Annotated in this window: 9 protein-coding genes; all 9 read left to right on the plus strand. The window is 35.5% G+C overall.

Annotated elements, in window-relative coordinates; all coding sequences use genetic code 11:
• Positions 1 to 339: 339 nt before the first annotated feature.
• Positions 340 to 1965 (plus strand): tail fiber protein, encoded by a 1626-nt coding sequence (locus JJQ60_RS11650; RefSeq protein ID WP_201919916.1) that lies wholly within the window; start codon positions 340 to 342, stop codon positions 1963 to 1965.
• A gap of 130 nt (positions 1966 to 2095) precedes the next feature.
• The gene (locus JJQ60_RS11655) at positions 2096 to 7612 is read left to right on the plus strand and encodes a DUF6443 domain-containing protein (RefSeq protein ID WP_201919918.1); all 5517 of its coding nucleotides are present in this window, start codon (positions 2096 to 2098) and stop codon (positions 7610 to 7612) included.
• Between the two features lie 10 nt (positions 7613 to 7622).
• Positions 7623 to 8006, plus strand: coding sequence for a hypothetical protein (locus JJQ60_RS11660; RefSeq protein WP_201919920.1), 384 nt, complete (start codon positions 7623 to 7625; stop codon positions 8004 to 8006).
• 14 nt (positions 8007 to 8020) lie between these two features.
• The gene (locus JJQ60_RS11665; RefSeq protein ID WP_201919922.1) at positions 8021 to 11761 is read left to right on the plus strand and encodes a hypothetical protein; all 3741 of its coding nucleotides are present in this window, start codon (positions 8021 to 8023) and stop codon (positions 11759 to 11761) included.
• A 335-nt stretch (positions 11762 to 12096) separates the two neighbouring features.
• Positions 12097 to 12588, plus strand: a complete 492-nt coding sequence (locus JJQ60_RS11670; protein WP_201919924.1) for a hypothetical protein — start codon at positions 12097 to 12099, stop codon at positions 12586 to 12588.
• 976 nt (positions 12589 to 13564) lie between these two features.
• Entirely contained in the window at positions 13565 to 15130 is a 1566-nt protein-coding gene (locus JJQ60_RS11675) for a tail fiber protein (RefSeq protein WP_201919926.1), read from the plus strand.
• Between the two features lie 133 nt (positions 15131 to 15263).
• Positions 15264 to 15797 carry an OmpH family outer membrane protein gene (locus tag JJQ60_RS11680; RefSeq protein ID WP_201919928.1) on the plus strand — a complete coding sequence of 178 codons (534 nt, stop codon included), beginning with the start codon at positions 15264 to 15266 and terminating at the stop codon, positions 15795 to 15797.
• Between the two features lie 58 nt (positions 15798 to 15855).
• Positions 15856 to 16482: a hypothetical protein gene (locus JJQ60_RS11685; protein ID WP_236669109.1), complete on the plus strand. Its 627-nt coding sequence runs from the start codon at positions 15856 to 15858 to the stop codon at positions 16480 to 16482.
• A gap of 187 nt (positions 16483 to 16669) precedes the next feature.
• Positions 16670 to 21868 (plus strand): hypothetical protein, encoded by a 5199-nt coding sequence (locus tag JJQ60_RS11690; protein ID WP_201919930.1) that lies wholly within the window; start codon positions 16670 to 16672, stop codon positions 21866 to 21868.
• Positions 21869 to 21872: the final 4 nt, after the last annotated feature.

The following is a 21872-nucleotide window of genomic DNA, read 5'->3' on the forward strand; positions in this document are numbered from 1 at the left end:
GTTTTTGTTATTACATATTTGCAAATAGAACTATCAATACGAAGAGAATACTACAAAGTATTGTTGCATTTCCAAGCTCCTAAATTCCGGCTCAAAAAATATCCCAGTATCGAAAAATGAAACTGGGATGTACTATTATTGTACTCGAAAACAAGAATAAAAAAACCTAAATAACTGGTAATTAGAATAAAAAAGGAATCAAGGGTAGAATGATTTTAATAATTTATTAACAAAATCATTTTCAAGGTATGGGAATGCCATAATATTAATATATTTGCGCCCTCTTCATACGACCCCAGAATAGAAGAACATATTTATAACAATTTTTAATTTATCCAAATGAAAAGAATATATTTTATTTTTTTTACACTTTACTCGTGTACAATATTTTGTCAGAATCTTTTAAATACTTCAACCTGGGAAGTAGGAAATGGGATACTTCCTGATTATAAAAATGTAGGTCTTACTCAAGAAAATTCTAGAGAATTAGGTGTTGGACCATATGGAAATAATGTAGTATTATGGAAAGGAGATCCAAGTGGAGATAGTAATGCTGATGGCGGATATGAAAGTCCATATGTTGCAATAGATCATACAAAGACGTATCGATTAGCGGTGTGGATGAAGAAAACAAACTCTAGTAATGGAACTACATATTTTGGTCTTTACTCTAAAGATAATAATTTACAGCATAGTACTCTTGGTTTAAATAACTCTCCAGTAGGGAATGCTTATTTCTGGTATGGAGATTTACCAACTTTGGATAAATGGTATTTATTAGTGGGATATATCCATCAAAGTGGTTATAACTCTACTACAAAAATTGGAGGGATATACGATGGTACAACCGGAGTTAAAGTTTTAAACGTATTGAATGACTTTAAGTTTGCTTCAACGGCGGTTTCACTTTTAAATCGAGCGTCATTATTTTATGATCCAGTTGTGGCAGATAGTCAATATTTTTATGCCCCTCGTATAGAAGAGGTTAATGGTAGCGAACCAACAATCCAACAGTTAATTTCAACAGATACATCAGGAGGTGGTAGTAATACAGCGAATACATCATGGACTAATGATGGAAATAACTTGTATTATAACGGTAGTGGTAATGTTGGTATTGGTACTATTAACCCAAGTTCTATTCTTGAATTAAAAAAAGGAAGTCAAGGATTACGGTTTTTAACTGGTGAAAATACCAGTGGATATACATTAGATATTGGAGTAAATGATGATGGAGTTAATTTTAGTAATAACTCAACAATCAGAGGCTATAATTTTAAGAATGCTTCTGGAACTTTATTTAAGATAGCCTCAAATGGAAATGTTGGAATTGGAGAAACTAATCCAAGCTCAAAATTACATGTGTATAAAGGAGCTTCTGGAGGAACTTCGCATGGTTTTTCTGATATAACGGTTGAGGATAGTGACAATGGAATGATTTCAATATTAACTCCTAGTAATAAATATGGATATTATGGTTTTGCAGATCAGGATGACGATTATGTTGCCGGGATGCAGTATGAACATGCTACAAATTTGATGCGATTTAGAGTGAATAATCATACTAGTGATGTGGTTATTAATGCTGATGGTAATGTAGGTATTGGCACTGCAACACCTGACTCCAAATTAGCGGTAAATGGTAAAATTCATGCCAAAGAGGTTAAAGTAGACCTAGTGGGCTGGCCAGATTATGTGTTTACAGAAGAGTATAATCTTCCTACACTAAAAGAGGTTGAAACGCATATCAAGGAAAAAGGACATCTACAAAATATTCCTTCTGCAAAAGAAGTCGAAGAAAACGGCGCGCTATTGGGAGAGATGAACAAAAAACTTTTAGAGAAGATAGAAGAGCTTACACTCTATACAATCGCCCAGGACAAACAACTAAAACAGCAACAAGAAATAAATAAAATACTTGAGGCTCGTTTAAACAAGTTAGAAGAGTTATTCAATAAGAAATAAATTTTTAACAAAAAATAAAATCAACCAAATTTCAAAGAGAAGAGGGGTTGATATAACTCATGTATGGTTATAATATCATAGGATACGATAGGGTGTTATAACTGGCTAACGATAGAAAAATTAAAGAAGAATGATTAAAAAACTCATAATATATTTAATTATATTCTCACCAATGATTGGTATGGCTCAGCTTGGTTCTGGTGGATGTACCAAGAAAACCTTTTGGCGCGACAAAGATGGTGATGGTTGGGGATTTCCTTTAGATAATGTATGTGCGTGGAGTGCACCATCGGGGTATATAACTCCTTCTTTCTCTAAAATGGATTGTAATGATAACGATCCAAATATTCAAGGTACCACCACTTGGTATCAAGATGCTGATGGAGATGGGTATGGTAATAGTAGTGTTACTAAAGAAAGCTGTAATCTTCCAACGGGCTATGCTAGTCGGGCTGGTGATTGTAACGATGCTAATCCTAATGCTACCATTGTACGTACTTGGTATAGAGATGCCGATGGAGACGGTTATGGGGTTTCTACCAGTACTACAAATTCTTGTAACCCTCCTTCTGGCTATAGCTTACGAGCAGGAGATTGTAATGATAGTGATGGTGCTGTTTTTGAAGTAAAAACCTGGTATCGCGATGCTGATGGAGATGGATATGGGACAACAAATACCACTATAGATTCATGTAGTCAACCTCTAGGTTATATACTTAGGAGTGGTGATTGTAATGACAGTAATGCAAGCATACACCCTGCTGCAGAAGAACCTTGTAATGGGGATGGGGTCGATAATAATTGTAATGGACAGATCGATGAGCACAGCCCTTCTGTTCCTTTAATAGAAAGTATAACTGAAGAGTGTGGAGTGACTACTATAAAAAGGCGACCACACTTTATCCAATTCGAAGTGTATTGGCAAAGTAGCCCTAATGGTATTAGTAAAGCCAATTCAGAGCGTACTATAACCCTCACTAGTGGTAATGTATATTATTTACGATTATTTGAGATACAAACCGGATGTTGGAGTGCAGCTAAAACGATTAATTATACTATTAATGAATACCCTTCTATACCACCTGTACCCAACATACAAGAAAATTGTGGTAATACGGTAGTAACCCCTGGAAGTGCCCCTAGTGGTGTAACATGGTATTGGCAAAGTAGTGCGACTGGAACCAGTACCGCAAGCGCTGAATCATTAACACGTACTACTTCAGGAAGTACTTACCTTAGAGGAAGAAACAGTATAGGGTGTTGGGGAAAAGCAAGAAAAATAGACTATACGGTTACTAATTCTACTAGATGGTATGCAGATACTGATAATGATGGGTTTGGAGATCCAAATGTTTCAATAATAGAGTGTAGTCAACCTTCTGGTTATGTCTTAGATAATAACGATCGATGTCCTCAAGAATATGGAGCAAATCAAGGTTGTGTAATACAACCTACTGTTCCGGTTGATCCTAATTTATCTAATGAAAATTATGTACTGACCAGAGTTTATAAAACACCAAAAAAGCATACAGATGCGTATGACTTTGCCACAGATGTAATAGAAAGTGTAACCTATTATGATGGCTTAGGAAGGCCTATTCAAGATATTGCTATCGCACAAAGCCCATACCGAAACGATATTGTTCAACATTATGAATATGATCAGTTTGGAAGAACTCAAAAAACATATTTGCCGTTGCCGGCAAATCAAAATACAGGTAGCTTAGTAAACAATCCAGTCTCTCAAATAAATACATATTACCAGAATACATATGGAGACACAAACCCATATAATGAGCAGCGTTTTGAAGATTCTCCGCTTAATAGAGTTGTAGAATCTGCCTCACCTGGTAATGCTTGGCAAATGTCATCTGGGCATACCAGTAAATTTGAATATAAGGCTAATGTTGATAATGAAGTTAGGAAATATATCGCTGATAATAGCAATTTAGGAGCTAGCTATGTTATCTCTTCACCCAGCAGTGATAAGAATTATTTAGCTACAGAATCGGTTACAATTACCAATGGAGGGCATCTTACCGGAAATGTACATCTTAAAATAGCTACAGGTAATCCTTTGCTTGGATATAATTTTTATGAAGCTAACGAGCTTACTAAACAAATACTCAAAAACGAAAACTGGATACAAACCGATGGCTTTTTAAATACCAAAGAAATCTTCACAGACAAAAATGGGAAAAAAGTCGCTGAGGTAAGTTACAGGGAAGAATTGGGAGTTTTACAAAAGTTAGTTACAAGATATGTATATGATGATTACGGGCGCTTGATATATGTGCTACCACCAAGTATTGGTGATGCAGAATTTAGAGAAGAAAGTACCACAGAAACATTTAGCTGGGATTATCTAAAGTTTTTCGGATTTATCCCTAAAATATATCACCCTGATGATGGCGGATCAATTGAAGCCTCAATTACAGATAATGTGTTTAAAATAACGGGGAGTACCATATTTAATGCATTTTCAGTGCCAATAAAAACAGATAGAATAGTTTTTATACAGGCAAATCTTCCTAATATGGATTTAGGAAAGATAACCACCAATCTCGGTAATTCAGACTATGTTGCATATTTAAAAGATGGATATTTATGCGTTAGAGCAAATACGAATCCTGCACCATCGATAAACAGAATTAATTTTTCTTTTGAAGTTCCTTTTGATCGTGAAATTATTACAAACTACAAAGAAGTTTTAGATAACCTGGCTTTTCAATACGAGTATGATCAATACAATAGACAAATAGCACAAAAAACACCTGGCAAAGGATGGGAATATGTGGTCTACGATCAACTAGATCGCCAAATCATGGTACAAGATGCTAATCTTAGAAATAATAACCTATGGCTGTTTACTAAATATGATGCTTACGGAAGACCAGTATATACCGGGACTTATAAAAGTACTAAAACAAGGTCGGCATTACAGTCAGAATTAGATAGTTTTATTAGTGCTTCAACAGATAAAGCTAATGTAGAAGATAGAACAAGCAGCACCACGACCATCCAAAATATGGCAATCAATTATTCTAATAATGCCTTTCCTAACACGGGTATAGAAGAACTATTGTCTGTTTCGTATTATGATGATTATAACTTTATTGATGTAGATAAGCCTGCTACTCCAATTATAATAAAGGGGCAACAAGTAACAACCAGAACAAAAGGGCTTACGACCTCTTCATGGGTTAAAACCTTAGGAGAGAGTACTTGGACTAAAACATATACCTATTTTGATGAGCGAGGAAGAAGTATCAAAACCTACGAAAAAAATCATTTAGGTGGATTTACAAACAGTGATACCGAATTAGATTTTACGGGTAAAGTTCTAGAATCTGTTACCACGCATAAAATAAATACATCTGCAGAAGAATTATTAATTACAGATCGTTTTGAATATGATGATACAGATCGTTTAACTTCTCAATATCAAACCATCAATAATCAACCTGAAGAGTTGATATCAAAATTTGAGTTTGATAATTTAGGAAATGTAAAGAGAAAGAGTGTTGGGGGATTAGCTTCGATGAGCACACCGCTTCAAAATGTTGATTATAAATACAATATTAGAGGTTGGTTGCAAAAGATTAACGAGGTAGATCGTATCGATAATGATTTATTTGCATACACACTCAATTATGACCATTTAGAAGGGGGTACGTATGCTAATGTACCTGCATTATATAACGGCAATATTGCGCAAACTATTTGGAGATCAAAACATGATAACAAAAAGCAATCTTATGTCTACCAATATGATGCGCTTAATCAGTTAACAAGAGCTAGTTATTTATCGGGTAACTCCTTTAGTAATTTTGATGAGAGTTTCGGAGTTAGAAATATACGATATGACTTAAATGGTAATATTACCAGCGTATTGCGTAATGGGATCGTTACAAATCACAATGACCCTACAAGGCCAATAGATATACCTCTGGATGTACTTACGTATAATTATGGTGCTCACGGAAACCAACTACGTTCTATCGAAGACCTTGGTGATACTAACAAAGGCTTCGTAGATGGTAACAAAACCGGTGATGACTATGCGTATGATACTAATGGTAATTTAATCAAAGACCTAAACAAGGGTATAGAGCTAATCGAATACAACCATTTGGATCTGGTAGAAAAAGTAACGTTTGCTAATGGCAAAAGCATACTCTTTACATACGATGCCTCAGGAAGAAAACTATCTAAGCTTTTTGTGCATAATGGTATTACTAATACCACAGATTATATCGGTGGATTCCAATATCAAGAAGGGCAATTACAATTTTTTCCTACAGGAGAAGGCTATGCTCGCAAAGAAACTGGCAATACCTTTAAATATGTATACATCTATGCAGATCATTTAGGAAACAACAGACTAAGTTATAGCGATCTCAATGGCGATGGTACAATTACAAATGCAGAAATCTTATCCAATAGCAATTATTATCCAATGGGTGGTATGCTTGAAGGTGAGTTTACCAATGCGATTGCTTCTAATTTTAAATACAAATTCCAGGGCAAAGAGCTACAGCAAGATGACAATATAGGGTTATATGATTTTGGATCTCGTATGTATGATCCCTACGTAGGGCGATGGTTTAATACCGATCCGCAAAATCAATACAATAGCCCATATCTGGCGCTAGGTAATAATTATATTATTACTGTAGATCCAGATGGAGAGTGGGTGTGGATAGCAATTGGTGCAGTGGTTGGTGGTGCAATTAACCTTGCTGTTAATTGGGATAATATAGATAACTTTACAGAAGGTTTAGCAGCATTTGGCACTGGGGCCTTAGCGGGTGGTCTTACCGCAGCGTGTGGTGCTTGTGGAGTGGGAGCGATTGCTGCACTTGGAGCAGGAACAGGTGCTTTAACTATGGCAACCAATAATGTTATAGGGCAAACAGGAGATGGAGTAGGTTTAGGAGATGTACAATGGGACTCAGTAGGAAAAAGTGCCTTTATAGGGGGTATTACAGGAGCAGCTTCATCGGTAGCTTCTACTTGGGCAACAAACGCACTAAGTGCACCACTTATTAATAATCTGAAAATTGCGAGCCCAGTTTTGCAAGGAGGAATTAATGGAACCATCGGTGGAGCTGCAGGAGGATTTGCAGGAGGATTTACAGGAGGTTTATTAGCAGAAGGAACTATTGATGGAGCAATTAATGCAGGTATAGATGGTCTTAGCTCTGGTGCAATCATAGGTTTAGGTAGTGGTTTAGGAGTCTCTTATGCCAATGCAAGATTAAATAATATTGATCCTTGGAATGCGAAACCAGTTGGAATAGATAATGTTGATATTACTCCTAAAGGTTTGGAACTTGTTAAGAAGCACCTTTCTAGAAGTGAATTTGATTTTGATTATGCAAATGAAGTTATGATTAGACGTTTGGAGCAAATAATTAAGGGAAAATTAACACCAACGAAACAAGATCTCAATTTTTACACACATGAGATAAGAGAAAATTATCTTATGAACACCTATGGTAAAAGTTATAAGAAAGCTCATGAACAAAGTTTATTAGACTATAATATTGATTATAAAAAAGGTTTTCAGCCTAAATTATACACTATAGAAGCCATTAAAACCGGAGATGGATATCAAAGATGGCAGCATGGGTTAGATTATTAAAACAATATTGATGAGTAAATTAACAAGTAAATTTTGGGCTTGGAAAGAGTCTTTTGATAATCAAGATTTTAGGTTAGGGGATTCTATTATTCCAAAAATAAAGAGTGGTTTAGTTTCTCCTAATGAAAATTCGGAGAACGAATATTTAGGCATAAATAATTTCCCTTGGGTGATTAAAACTGAAGAAGAAAAAATTGTATCAATTCATTACATAGACACTTTTTTTGATTTGTTGAGAGAAGATTTATGGGAGTTAGAATTAACACAGTTTACTAAAGTTGTTGATGAGGTTTTAACACCTGTAGACCAGAACTATAAAGGAAAAGTATTTTATGTTCTTTTTAGAGATTTTTATGTATCATCTGCTGGGCTAGTTGATAAAACCGTTAAATAATGAGAAATCGAAAAATGAAAAAAATAATAACGTTACTAGTACTACTAGTATCTATCTATAGCTATAGTCAAGACGCTGTAGATATTGTTACGCCACAACAATCCCCGTTTAATGCCGGGCAAAATATCGAGGGGTGGGTACAAGGATCGGTTAACGAGCCTACAGGCAAAGTAACCTTTTCAGAGCCATTGGCAACGATTAATGCCAGAACCGTATCGTATAACGTGGCGCTAGGATATAGCGGTAAAGCTGCATTTGATATAGGATCGTATACCAATAAATTTGCGCCAACAAGTACTGTTGGAGTTGGGTTTTCTATGTTTACACCCAAAATTGTAGTTGACAATAAAAACACAGGTACCCGAGAGGATGATGTATTCTATTTGCAGGATGGGGCAACCAATAGTAAATTACTTTGTACTTCTCGTACGGTAATTACTCCTGCAACACGAGGCCCTGTCATTTGGGAGTTTGAGGCTGAGAAATATGTACCCTGGAAAATACAATACTACAAAAGTTCATTTGATATAATTAATGGAGTCATCCAAGAAGTACCTCTGGATTACTGGAAAATAACGACAGATCAAGGGATACAATATTACTATGGGCGAACACAAAACGCCAGAGAAAATATAGTAGCATGGGGCAATTGGATCGGTAGTTCTAAAAGAGCAGGAGGGCAACAACAAACGATTGTTTGGAATGTTTCTAGGATCCAGGATCAATGGGGTAATAACATACGATTTGAGTATGAATTACAAGAAAGTACCATCGGTGGGGTAAAACAAACAGAAGCCTCATATCTTAAAAAGATTATTTCTTCTACCGGTGAGCATATTGCATTTACCTATGAAAATAAAAATAGTGCAGAGTATTACGAGCCGCATAAAGAACAAGTAGAACCCGATGCCTATCAAGAGCGTTATGAGAAAAAAGCATTGCGCTACGTAGATTCTTATAATAGTGAAAATAGTTTGATATATCGGCATAGTTTAGCATATACGTTGGTAAATAATAGTTCATCGTCAGACAAAAAGAGGTATTTACAGAGTATTACTCGAGAGAATAATGCCGGAGAAATATTACCTGGTAAAAGCTTTGAGTACCATACTTCCGGATCGTTTAAAGGAGGGCTAAAAAAGATACATTACCCACTTGGTGGCTCTGCAACGTATCATTATACTAATAAGGCGCTTTTCAGTAATGTTGCTAATAGATATACCGGATCTAGACCTGATAATAGCGACTATACATATTATGCGATGGTAAGCAAGGATAATTATTCGTTGAAATTTTATAAGTCCAAAACTTCAGTAGGAGGTCTGTATACTTTTAAAGTAAACAGAAGTTCCTGGAATGGAAAAAACTGGGTAGAGGATGAGTATGTTATTCCGGATATAATTAGAGATGAATATCCAAATGGTCAAATCTGGTTAGAGAACTTTCAAGCTGTTTTTGGTAAAGACTATTATGCCTTTCTGTACACTAACGGAGTGTATTCAAATATTCATTTATTTCACCTAAAACCTAATGGTCATTATTGGGAATCAAGGTATTTAACCAAACTTATTGTAGGAGGAGGAACCCCAAGTTTGTTATCTGGAGATAATTTTGTTGCCATCGGGACTCATCTTAATGGTACAATATATAGATATATATGGGATGGCGAGGATTCATGGAAATCTGATCTTATACAACAAGGACCTGGGCAATACTATTATGGGGCAACCAATAATTTTATTTTATCGCTGAATGAGGATGGAGGTATTGATATGAAGACCAATGCTATCCATGAGGATAATTATTATATTCATTATTTAGACCTTGAGAATAAGTGGAATACAAAATCTTGGTCGGCAGCTGCAGATCCTTTTATTGCAGGAATTGAAAAGCCAAGTTACTTCTATCCCGAAAACTCTATGAGTGGATTCGTGGCCGATGATAATCCAGAGTTTTATTTACGATGGGATACAGATTATAATCTTTTGGTACCCGATAATATTTTTGGAGCTCATTTGGATGCAAATCCTATTATTCCAACAGGTAGCGGTATGGCGGTCTTACAAAGTTATTTTTACCAAGCTCCTTTATTCTTTAATCGTTTTAATGGTATCGAATGGAAAGGATTCATACCGTTATCTTCAGCTCATTATTCTAAACCTGCATATGGAGAAGATATTATGACGTTTCAAAATCAAGGAGGAGCTAATAGTGCAGGATATGCAATGTATGATCCTAATTCAAATAGTTGGACATATGATAAAGAACTAGTTACATATCCTTGGTATCAGTCTAACGATAAGCTAACGGGAATAACAAGAGATTTTTTAATAGTTTCAGATAAGATATATAAATATTCTAATACGTCATTATTTCCAGTACTCGATACAACAATGCCTTATGATAATGTCTTTACATATACCGATGGTTTGGGTCATGCTTTTGTTAAACTAGCTTCGCATACAATTAGTGGAAACACTGCTTCTACGGTATTTCAACAGGGGATGTATTATTATGTCAATAGATCTACAAACCAAGTAACAGGAATTGATGTTGGTAAAATGAATAATCTTGCTGGACCTAATTTATTAGCTGGTAGAACTCCGTTTATGAGCCCTAAAACAATGTGGTTACGAAATGATGGTAGTAGTTTCAATACATATTTACATCGTATTATCGATGATAAAGTAAATAACCTTGTAAAGGACATTGTTGTCGATAACATCCAGATTAATGATGGTAAAGGTGAAGTAAGAAAAATACAGTATACGTATAGCGACCCTAACTCAGATCCAAATAATACATCTACATTTTATGGAACCGTAACGATACAAAATAAAGGGTATGGTAATGGTGCTATTGGTACAATAGAAAAAAAATATAATACAGGAGTTAAAGACATAAGATTTGCAGGTTTGTTATTAGAAGAACATGCTAAGAATAAATCTAATGTATCATTGACTATAAAAAAGAATAACTGGCGTAAATATAAGGTATCATCGCTTAGTTATGCTATAAAATTGGGAACGACAACAAATAGCCAAAATTTAAATGGAGCAATGGTTACCAACGAAGTTACTAATACATATTCATGGCCATATTATCTAAATACGCTAACTACCCGAAAAAATAGTTTAGGGCAGATTGAGAAAACTATAACAAAATATGCATATGATCAGTATTCTTTTATGAAAGAAGGGAATTTCGTGAGTCAGCCTTATGAAGTAATAAGCCAAATTGATGGTAAGGTGATTTCGGTTGGTAGAACAGTTTGGGTCAAAAATAGTAATAGTAAAGTATATGCTTCACAGATTTGGTCAGGGACTTCTACTTCTAATCTAAGAAAATCCTATGAGGTTTCTAGAATTAATTCTTATGGGCAAGTAGAAGAATCAAACAATGGTAAAGGACAGTATAATACTATTATTTATGGATTAAATTATAGATATCCAATATTATCATTATCAAATACAAGGTATAATACCTTTATAGATAATCTTGATGTTAGTATGAACAGTTTACAAGCAATGAATGTTTCAGGTTTAAAAACAGAGCTTTCTAAACTATATACAAAATTGCCAAATACTATGATTGAAATAACATCATATGATGATGAAGGAAAAATAGTAAAGAAGATAGATAATAGACAAGAAGAAATAAATTATTATTATGATAGCTTTAATAGATTAGACTACATAACCGATCATGATGATAATATGTTAAAGAAAAATATCTATAATTATAAGTCAAACTAAAGTTACCTGGATACAATAGACAATAGCGTGAAAATCTTTTCCGCGCTGCATATGGTAAACATACAAGAGTAAGAAATGAAACGGTCATATTTGTAAATCAGATATGGCTGTTTTCTTATACAGTGTCTTATGTTTTTTCAACAAACATTTTTTCTAGATACTTCACTTTGAAAAAAATATCAAAAAACATAGCGTTCTAAAACGCTGTATATCTGGTAGGTATTGGTAATAAATTATTAAAAAAGTATAGTATACGGGTTCCCGTAAAAAAGCAAAAATTCTTGGTGATAGTTTTGTGACTGTTATAACAAATATTAATCTTTTAAAACCAAAAAATGAACGACAACAGAATTAGCAAAGTGCTAGAAGTAAAAGAAGTAAAGGCGATAAATCATAGTATTTCGACTTTAAAAGAAACACTCGGTTTTCTGCAAAACTTGACTCCGCTAGAGCGCAAAAACCTACCAAAAATCAATAATGCTAATAAGATCTTTACCGAGGATAGTATTCATGTGTTAGAATCAAAACCAAAGTGGGTCCCCGAAGCGCTTACACCGGTAGAAGCCCGAAAAGATCTTACGCTTTTTGAGCAGTTAGATCCTGTAATACTGGAGTTAGAAGGACTATTGCGACAACTTAAAGATACACAGGTTATTGCAGGTAGCGAGGCTTATAAAACAGCACTAACTGTATATCGCTTGGCCGATGCGGGGCGTAAAATGCCAATCGAGGGTGCACAAAGCTCTTATGAATTGCTAAAAACTCGATTTTCGCAAAGTGTAAACAATACTAATGGAGACATCGATAACGAGACTACCGAATCTTAATTAAATGTAAGTTTAATAGCAGAAAACCACGTCAGTTTGAGTGTTTTTGCATTAGCAAAAATGTATCGACACTTCGACAAGCTCAGTGTGACAACACAGTGTTATAGCTCAGTTTAACAACTTAGGATGACAAGTGGTTTTCTACTATTGAACGCTATCTTTTGATCATAATGTTAAGTTTTGTGTAAACCTATTTTAGGACAAGACAGAGTGATTAAGAAAAGCAACAAGCCAATTTCATTTTTGAAATTGGCTTGTCGTATTTTTAGGTGTTTGCATAGGATTGCATGGCGCACTAGTTGCAAACTAGCGGCAGCGAGATACACTAGTATCAAATGAATAAGGTATTAGCTAAAGGCAAATTGCTAACACCTAATACCTGAAACCAAAAACCCAATACCAATTTTTGACTCGCTAGGCTCAAAAAACCTGCATCAGACTTCAAAAATACCTGTCTATCTTCCAAAAATGGAGCTCCTGATAACAAATTTTATAGGCTGATCTGCAAATCTACTACGTCGACTTGCAAATGAAGTGGGTCAACTGACAAAGCTACCGCGACGACGCGCAAATCTACCGGGCCAACTGACGAAGTTGCAGGAAGCTTTAACAATTGAAGTACCCCATTCTACAAATCTACCGGGTTCTTTAACAAATTTTGAGGATCATCCTGGTAATGAAGTGGAGGGGGGGCTTACCCAAGTCCCCCCTTGTCATAAAAATCACAAAGAGTTTTCATCATCTTAACTCCTGATTTGATGTCTAATTTGTCTCTCTTAACTGTTACACTGAGCTGCACACTGAGCTTGTCGAAGTGTTGTCGAAGTGTTGCTAAAGGACTGACTCCTAATCTTAAAACTTTTTTTTCAAAAAAAACGTCGGTATCACCAAATGAGACTGGCGCACCTTATCATTGCATTAGAATTTGATTAAAACTGAATTTTAATAATATCACAACCCATCAAGTCAGGCTTATATGAAAAATTTTGTATTCGTTATTGTAATGGTACTAACAGTATCGCTTAACGCCCAAACCAATGTGTTTCCTGCTACAGGTAATGTCGGGATCGGAACCACTAATCCGATAAGAGAATTACATATTCAAAAATCATCGGGAACGATTTATGAATTACTACAAACAGGCCCTAACTTTTTAGGAATTGGTGTTAATAGTGCTATGCAATTTGGTCCCGCACTGGTGTTTAATGAAAATTCGCAATTAAGAATAGGAAAAGGATCAGGGATTTCTGCTACAGGCGCCACTAATTTTAGAGAGCTTTTTAGAATCGATAATGCAGGAAATATGAGTCTCGCTACCGGAAAAATAGGAATAGGAACAAGCAGTCCAATACGAGCACTTCATATCAAAAAATCAACAGGAACGATTTATGAATTACTACAAACAGGTCCTAACTTTTTAGGGATCGGTGTTAATAGTGCCATGCAATATGGACCTGCACTGGTGTTTAATGAAAATTCGCAATTGCGAATAGGAAAAGCTTCTGGGATCTCCACTACAGGAGCCACTAACTTTAGAGAATTTTTAAGAGTTGATAAAACGGGTAATATCGGTATTGGTACCTCTACGCCAAGTAAGCTTTTAGATGTATATGGCGATGCAAAAATGGGGAAGTTAAATGCCCGACATTACATGAAAATATCCTCAAAAGAATGGCCAGAGCTAAGATTTGAGACACCTTTAAGTAATGAGAACATACGATTGGGAGTTGCGCATGAAAACCATGCAGGGTATGGTGTTTCAGAAGGAGATTTCTATGTGTTTTCTGGTACAAGTAGTTCAATGCCTTTAGCAGTGAATAAAACAGGTAACATTTCTTTAGTGAATAAAAAAGGGGCTGTAGGTGTAGGTACCAATACACCGAGTAAACTTTTAGATGTATATGGTGATGCCAAAATGGGTAAACTAAATGCCAGGCATTACATGAAAATATCCTCAAAAGAATGGCCAGAGCTAAGATTTGAGACACCTTCTGGCGATGAAAATATACGTCTTGGTGTAGCTCATGCTAATAATACTAGTTATAATGTATCAGAGGGAGATTTTTATGTTTTTACCCGTACTACGAATACAATGCCACTTGTAGTTAATAAGAATGGTAATGTGTCTATGGTAAATAAAACAGGTAATGTTGGTATAGGTACAACAAAACCAGATGCTAAGCTTACCGTAAAAGGAAACATTCATGCAGAAGAGGTGAAAATTGATCTTAGCGTACCAGCACCAGATTATGTATTCAAAAAAGACTACGATCTTTTAACGATTGAAGAAGTACAACAACATATTATCGAAAAAGGACATTTACCTAATATTCCTTCGGCATCAGTATTAGAAGCTGATGGAGTAGAATTAGGGATGATGAATATGAAGCTTCTTGAAAAAATCGAAGAACTCACCTTGTATACGATTGCACAAGAAAAGAAACATCAAGAACAAAAAGAAGTGAATTTGAAACTAGAGGCTAAAAATTGGGAGCTCGAAACCAGGTTAACAAAACTTGAAGCACTATTGTTAAAAAAGTAAAGATAAATAATTAAACGACCTCGAATCTGTTTCTTCTCCCTCGAGGGAAAGAGCTTGAATGCGGGTGTAACTCAAAATCAAAATATAAAATCTCTGACCTCGGTTTTCCGATTTCAGACAAGAAATACAAAACATGAACAAATTAGCATTACCCATCGCCATTATAGCATTAGTGGCATCAGTAGGATCATTTTTCTTTTTACAATCGTCATCAGACTTAGTGTATGTGGATGTAAACAAACTATTAGAAGGTTATAAAAGAACTACCATTGTTAAAGCAGAATTTGATGAAAAAGCCAAAACTATGAAATCTAATGTCGATAGTCTTGTGGCAAACTGGCAAGATGAGCTGAAGGCTTATGAGAAAGAGCGCAGCGCGATGTCTAAAAAAGAGCTGGAGCTAAAGCAAGAATTGTTAACCAATAAGCAACAACAAATCAATAATTATCAACAAGCGGTACAAAAGCAATTGGTTGAAGAGGATAAAAAAATCACTCAAACGGTAATTAATGATATCAATGATTTTGTAAAAGAATACGGTAAGAAAAACGGATACAAAGTAATCTTTGGTGCTACTGGTAATGGTACCATCATGTATGGCGAAGCATCCTCAGACCTCACCGAACAAGTATTAGAAGAGCTTAATGCAGAATTCGAAGGGAAATAGTTCATTAATCTGTCATTCCAGCGTAGGCTGGAATCCAAAACCAAAACGCTAATTCTAAATGAATAAGGCAGAAATATATCAAATATTAAAGGCTACTTTAATCATTATTGTGGTACTTATAATCCAATCCTGCTCCACCAAAACCTTTGATACCTCAGAGGAGTTGATGAGTTATATCCAACAACCAGAGCATGGATATCTACATACTAAAACAGTGAATGGAGTGGATTTTTCGGTTTTATATAAACCTACCGACCTGTTAGTAGATCAAGAGCTAACTGATGAAGAAGTGTCTATAGTAGACAGTTTACGAGATCAATATGGCAAGTATCTGTATTTCACTTTGTCGATGTCAAAAAACAACCAGGAGTTATTGAGCAATGTGGCAGGCAACAAACAACAGTTTGGTGCTATGGTCAATGAGTTAGCCTTTGGGATGGAACAGAAAGTACATCTGTATACTCCCCAAAAAGATACGATTGCCATGGCAGATTATATCTATCCCAGGATGTATGGGATGAGCAGAGCAACTACTATGTTATTTGTATACCCAAGAGAAGAGAATATAGAAAATAAAGAGTATCTGAATATTACCATAGAGGATTTAGGATTTTATACCGGAGAGGTAAAGTTCAAAATCCCAACAGAGATAATTAACAACGAACCAAAAATACAATTCAAGTAATACTCAAAACTGTTCCTTCTCCCTTGAGAGAGAAGGTTAGGATGAGGGTGTCACTAAAATTATAATTAAAACCATCTTCACACTAAGATGTCACACCGAGCTGTCACACTGAGCTTGCCGAAGTGTTGTCGAAGTGTTGTCGAAGTGTATCGAGAACAAATAGAAATTAAAAACAAAAATACACCTGATGAAGAACACCAGAACCAAATTTTCACATCGTGTCATTGCAGTGTTTTTTACATTGACATTTTTACAGACATTAATACCCTATAATCAGTTATGGGCAAATAATAATGGACCTAAATCACCTGAGGCTGGAGCTTTTGAACCAGTAGATGCTACAGATATGGTCAACTTGCTAACGGGTGACCTGTCCTATGTATTACCATTATTAAATGTTCCTTCACCAGAAGGTGGATATCCTTTAGCATTGTCTTATCATGCTGGTATTGCAATGGATCAAGAGGCTTCTTGGGTTGGGTTGGGTTGGAATCTAAATCCAGGTGCCATAAACAGAACCGTACATGGTTTTGCCGATGACTATAACAGTGTAAAGTTTTATGAGTTTTTTTATGACATTGGTGGGTCTGAATCTATTTATAACCTTTCAGTAGGATATGGTAGTCCCGAAGGTAACTTTTCGGCTGGTTTGGGCTTTTCATGGGGAACCAACAAAACCTTAGGCGGTAGTGTTAGTTTTGGTTTTGGACCAAAGATTGGTGACACAGGATTTGATGGAAGTGTTACTTTAGGAACTAATGGAGCATCTGTAGGTGTAGGATTTACTCCTGCTAAAGCATCAAACTTGTCGTTTGGGGTTTCGGCAAGTACATCAGGACTCGTAACTGCAAATGCCGGATATAAATTTAATTCTAATAGTATAGGAATATCAATTAATAGTAGTGGAGATTACACTTTTAATATGTCTGCTAATGGTAAAAACGCTAGTCTGGGGATAAATTATAGTAACGTTGGAGGAGTTGGTATTAAAGCTTCGGCAAATAGAAATAGCGGTACTGTGCGAGGTGCAGGAGTTAATCTTTCTCTGGGGTTTAATAATACAGTTAATCAAGGGGATCTAACAGTTAAAACGTCTAGTTATAATTATGGGATTGCAGTACCCACTCCATACGGAACTTTCTCGGCTTCTTTTGGGAAACAAAAAATTAGATGGAACTTAAATAAGACAAAACTTAATAGGGTTATAGGGCCATTGCATTTTGATAAGTTTAAAAAGGACCTTTACATAATTGATATTTTTCCGGGGGGTCTAAGTAATTTTTACACAAAAAGAGCCGATACATATTGGGATGCTGTGAATATTTATAATGAAGAAATACAAAAATGCTGGGATTCAGGATTATACCAAAGTTGTGCAGGGTCTATTCAACGGGATAATAGGTTTATGGATATTTATGAGTTTCCATTGGAGAATGAAACATTCACCTATATGGATAAGAATAATGCAGTTTTTCCAAGTATGGATAGTTACAATGTTCAGGCTCAAGGGATTTCAGGTACTATGTCTTTAAAGTATTTTGAAAATGCCAACTTATTTAGTTTGGCTAAAAATTATGATACTTTTTATACGTTCTACACCATTGATGAAAATCAAGATATACTCACGGATGATTTGATTACACCACGTCCACAAAAGGCAGAGTTTACTTTTGAAAACCGACCAGAATTCTATTTTGAAAATGAATTTGCATCATATTTAGGCACAACGCCAGCTAGCTTTAATTCTGATAGTACAAATGAGAATATTGTAGAATATCATCAGTCTTCTGATGCTAATGGCTTACCTCGAAGAAAGGTTGGTAATACTATAGAATATTTTACTAATGAAGAGGTTTTCTCTTTCAGTAACCAAGAGAAGTATGCAAGAGGATACATTGCACCTCGAAATTTATATCAAATACCTAATCGCTCACCAGATGGAATCGGTGCATTTACGATAGTCGGAATGGATGGTAAGCGTTACCATTATTCTTTACCGGTATATAATTATGCTTCTGTGACAAGAAGTTTTGGTTTTGTTGAAAATAAAGAAGAACATCAGGCATATCATGAAAAAGTTCAGGATAATCCATATGCGACGCACTGGTTACTTACTGCGGTGACAGGTGCAGATTATATTGATATGAATTCGAATGGAAAAGTGGATGAATCTGATTATGGGTATTGGGTTGAGTTTGACTACGGAAAGTGGTCTGAAGCCTATGCATGGAAATCACCCTATGGAAAAGACTATATCGAATCGAATGATAACGAAGAGGTAAAAACACGGATTGAAGGCTTTAAAGATGTATACTATCTGGATCAGGTAAAAACCAGAACACATACGGCTATTTTTAGTAAATCAGTGCGCGAAGATGATTTAAGCCATGAGTGGAAATACAGTTCGGTAGATTGGAAAAATGCAGGAAGTCCCTATACCGAGAGATTTGTAATACCAAAGCAAAAATCATTAAAACTGAATCAAATTATATTGCTTAAAAATGAAGATGCTCGCGAGGTAAGAAAAAATGCTGAGAGCTCTAATCCAATAGTCTCTGGGGTAACTAATGTTAGATTTCCCAGTCCTAATAGTGTTTCCAGAAGCTATAGCTATAATCTGAAAAATAGCGTTTTTGATATCTATGATATACCCGAAGCTATTTTGGATAAAGCGGTTAAGGTGATTAATATGAGGTATAACAATACCTTAGTAAAACAAACACCTAATGCAAGTTCTGGACGAGGTAGATTAACTTTAAATTCTGTGCAATTTAACGGAAAAAAGAATGAAAACCTTATTCCTCCATATAAGTTTGAGTATTATAACGAATCTGATTTTAATCTGGATAATAAAAATGATTGGGGATATAACGATACAACCCCATGGGATTGGTCACTTAAAAAGATCATCACGCCACAGGGAGGAAGTATTAATGTAAAATATGAATCTGATGATTATCATAAACCTGCATTGCAAATGGGGAAATTGTTTACCCGAGAATTACAGTTTACATTTTTAGATGCCCCGCCACCAGGGGGTAACCCAAGTAGTGCGCCAGAAGGTAAAATTAGAATAAAAATAGAAGTTGACCCTGAGGATCCAGAGGCAGAAGGGCTCAAATTATCTGATCATTTTACTACCAATGATACCTTCTTTATGGATATGTGGTATTCTGCAGTGTATAACCCAGGTAGTAGCGGTTATGATCGATCTTCTGTTGATATTCGAGAAAAGCAAGCTACCATCACAGAGTTAAATAGAACAGAGAATTATATGATCGTTGAGGTGATGGCTTCTAGTCCAAACTTTAGAGATGCTTTTCAATTTGATGCTAGTCCTTTTTCTTATTTGCACGGAGGACGTAAAATAAATGTTTTAGGAAGAGAGATTTGGTTGTATGGAACAAACGATAAGCATTCTCGCTATGATCTAGCCTGGAGAAGAAATGGCGATGGCCGTGCATACTCTGCAATTTTTAGAGTTATCGGAAATAAAGAAGCATTTGATCAAAAAGAAGGAGATATTAGAGTCAATGAGATTAGTGTCACCGATGGTGTAAATAGTTATAAGACCAGATATTATTATAATCAAGAAGGATATAACGAAGATCCTAATCATTTTAATTACCGTTCCTCTGGTGCAATTTCATATATACCTAATGATGACAATTCACCTATTCCATATAGTGCAGAGTTACCTGCTCCCAAGGTAATGTATGAATTTGTAAGAGTAAAGGATATCGATAATAGTGGAGCAGTTGTTGGAACAACAATGTATCAATTTAATGTGCTTAAGGATAAAGATCCTAATAAAATCAAATTCGGAGATTTCCTGGAAATTGATTTCAATGAGCAAACACATTATAATACAAGTCTTAGAGGTAATGTGAGTAAGAATGAAATAGTTGTTCATGATAACCTCGGCTCAATCGGGCAGTTATTAGAAAAGAAAACATATAATAAAGAATATCAACTTGTTTCAGTAAATCGAAATGAATATTATGAAAGAAATGATCGGCCAAATAACCAGGGTATGGATCAGCAATCGTATCAACTCTATAAAAAAATTGGGTACTGGCAAGGTAATGAAGTAGTTCGAAATGCATGGGCTGTCAACTCTTCTTCTAGAATCAAATATGCCCCGGGTATTAAGAGTAGTACTACAATCTCAGGGAATTTTTCTAAACATACCACCTATGATGCATATGATGATATTACCGGTGCAACATTACAAACCACGACTCGAATGAGTGATCAAACGCAGGTACGATCAAAGGTAATTCCGGCCTTTAGAAAGTATGATGCCATGGGTAGTAAAGTAGACAATAGTGCTAATAAAAATATGCTTGCTCAAACAGCAGCTAATATTACTCAGATAAACAAAGAGGGTACCTGGAAAACCATTGCCGCCAATATCTCCACATGGAATAATGAGTGGAGCTATCAAAATGACCAGGATGGTACTACAAGTTCTCCAGCTGATGCAGCTCAAAAAATCTGGCGTAAACATAAAACCTATACTTGGAAAGGTAATGTAGATAAAGATGGTGCTTTTATCGGATATACGGGAGAAGATGATGCATTCAATTGGGGTGCAAATGCTTCTCAAACTAATACAAAATGGATTAATACATCTACAGTTAGTTTATATGATCATTTCTCTATGCCATTAGAAGTCACAGATATTAATGAGAATAGAGTGAGTACAAAAATGGGAGATAATCAATCTAAGGTTATTGCCACAGCTAATGCAAAATACAATCACATGTTTTATAGTGGTGCAGAGTATTTTGAGAAGGATAATACTAAAACGTATTTAGATGGAGGGGTATCAACTTTAGGAAATGTTGTTACGGTAGCAGATGCGCATACTGGTAACAATATAGTAAGTGTAAATAATGCTGCTGCTTTTGAAGTTAAAATGCCTGCTGACCAAGATCGATCAGGAGGATCAGAGTTTAAAGTTTCGGTATGGGTTCGTAAAGGACAAGAAGGTAATGTAAGCCTTAGAACTCAAAACGGAACTAGTTTCCCTCTGGCAACAGATTTCAATGATAACGAACGTCTAACGGCTGGAGATTGGGTCTTGTTAAATGGATATGTTACTGTTTATGATAGAGAAGCGATTGTAACGGTAGATGCCCTTGGAGCCACAGAGTTAGATGATTTTAGAATCCACCCAGTAGAGTCTGCTATGACTAGTTATGTGTACAATGAATGGGATGAGCTAACCCATATTTTAGGAGGAAATAACCTGGCGACCAAATATGAATATGATTCTGCCGGAAGATTAATAAAAACTTTTAAAGAAGTTATCGATGTGCCTGATGTGGTAGAAGGAGGGTTTAAAGATATAGAGATAATTGATTATAACTACAAGAAATAATACG

This window comes from Aquimarina mytili, from assembly GCF_016735115.1.
GTDB classification, from domain to species: domain Bacteria; phylum Bacteroidota; class Bacteroidia; order Flavobacteriales; family Flavobacteriaceae; genus Aquimarina; species Aquimarina mytili.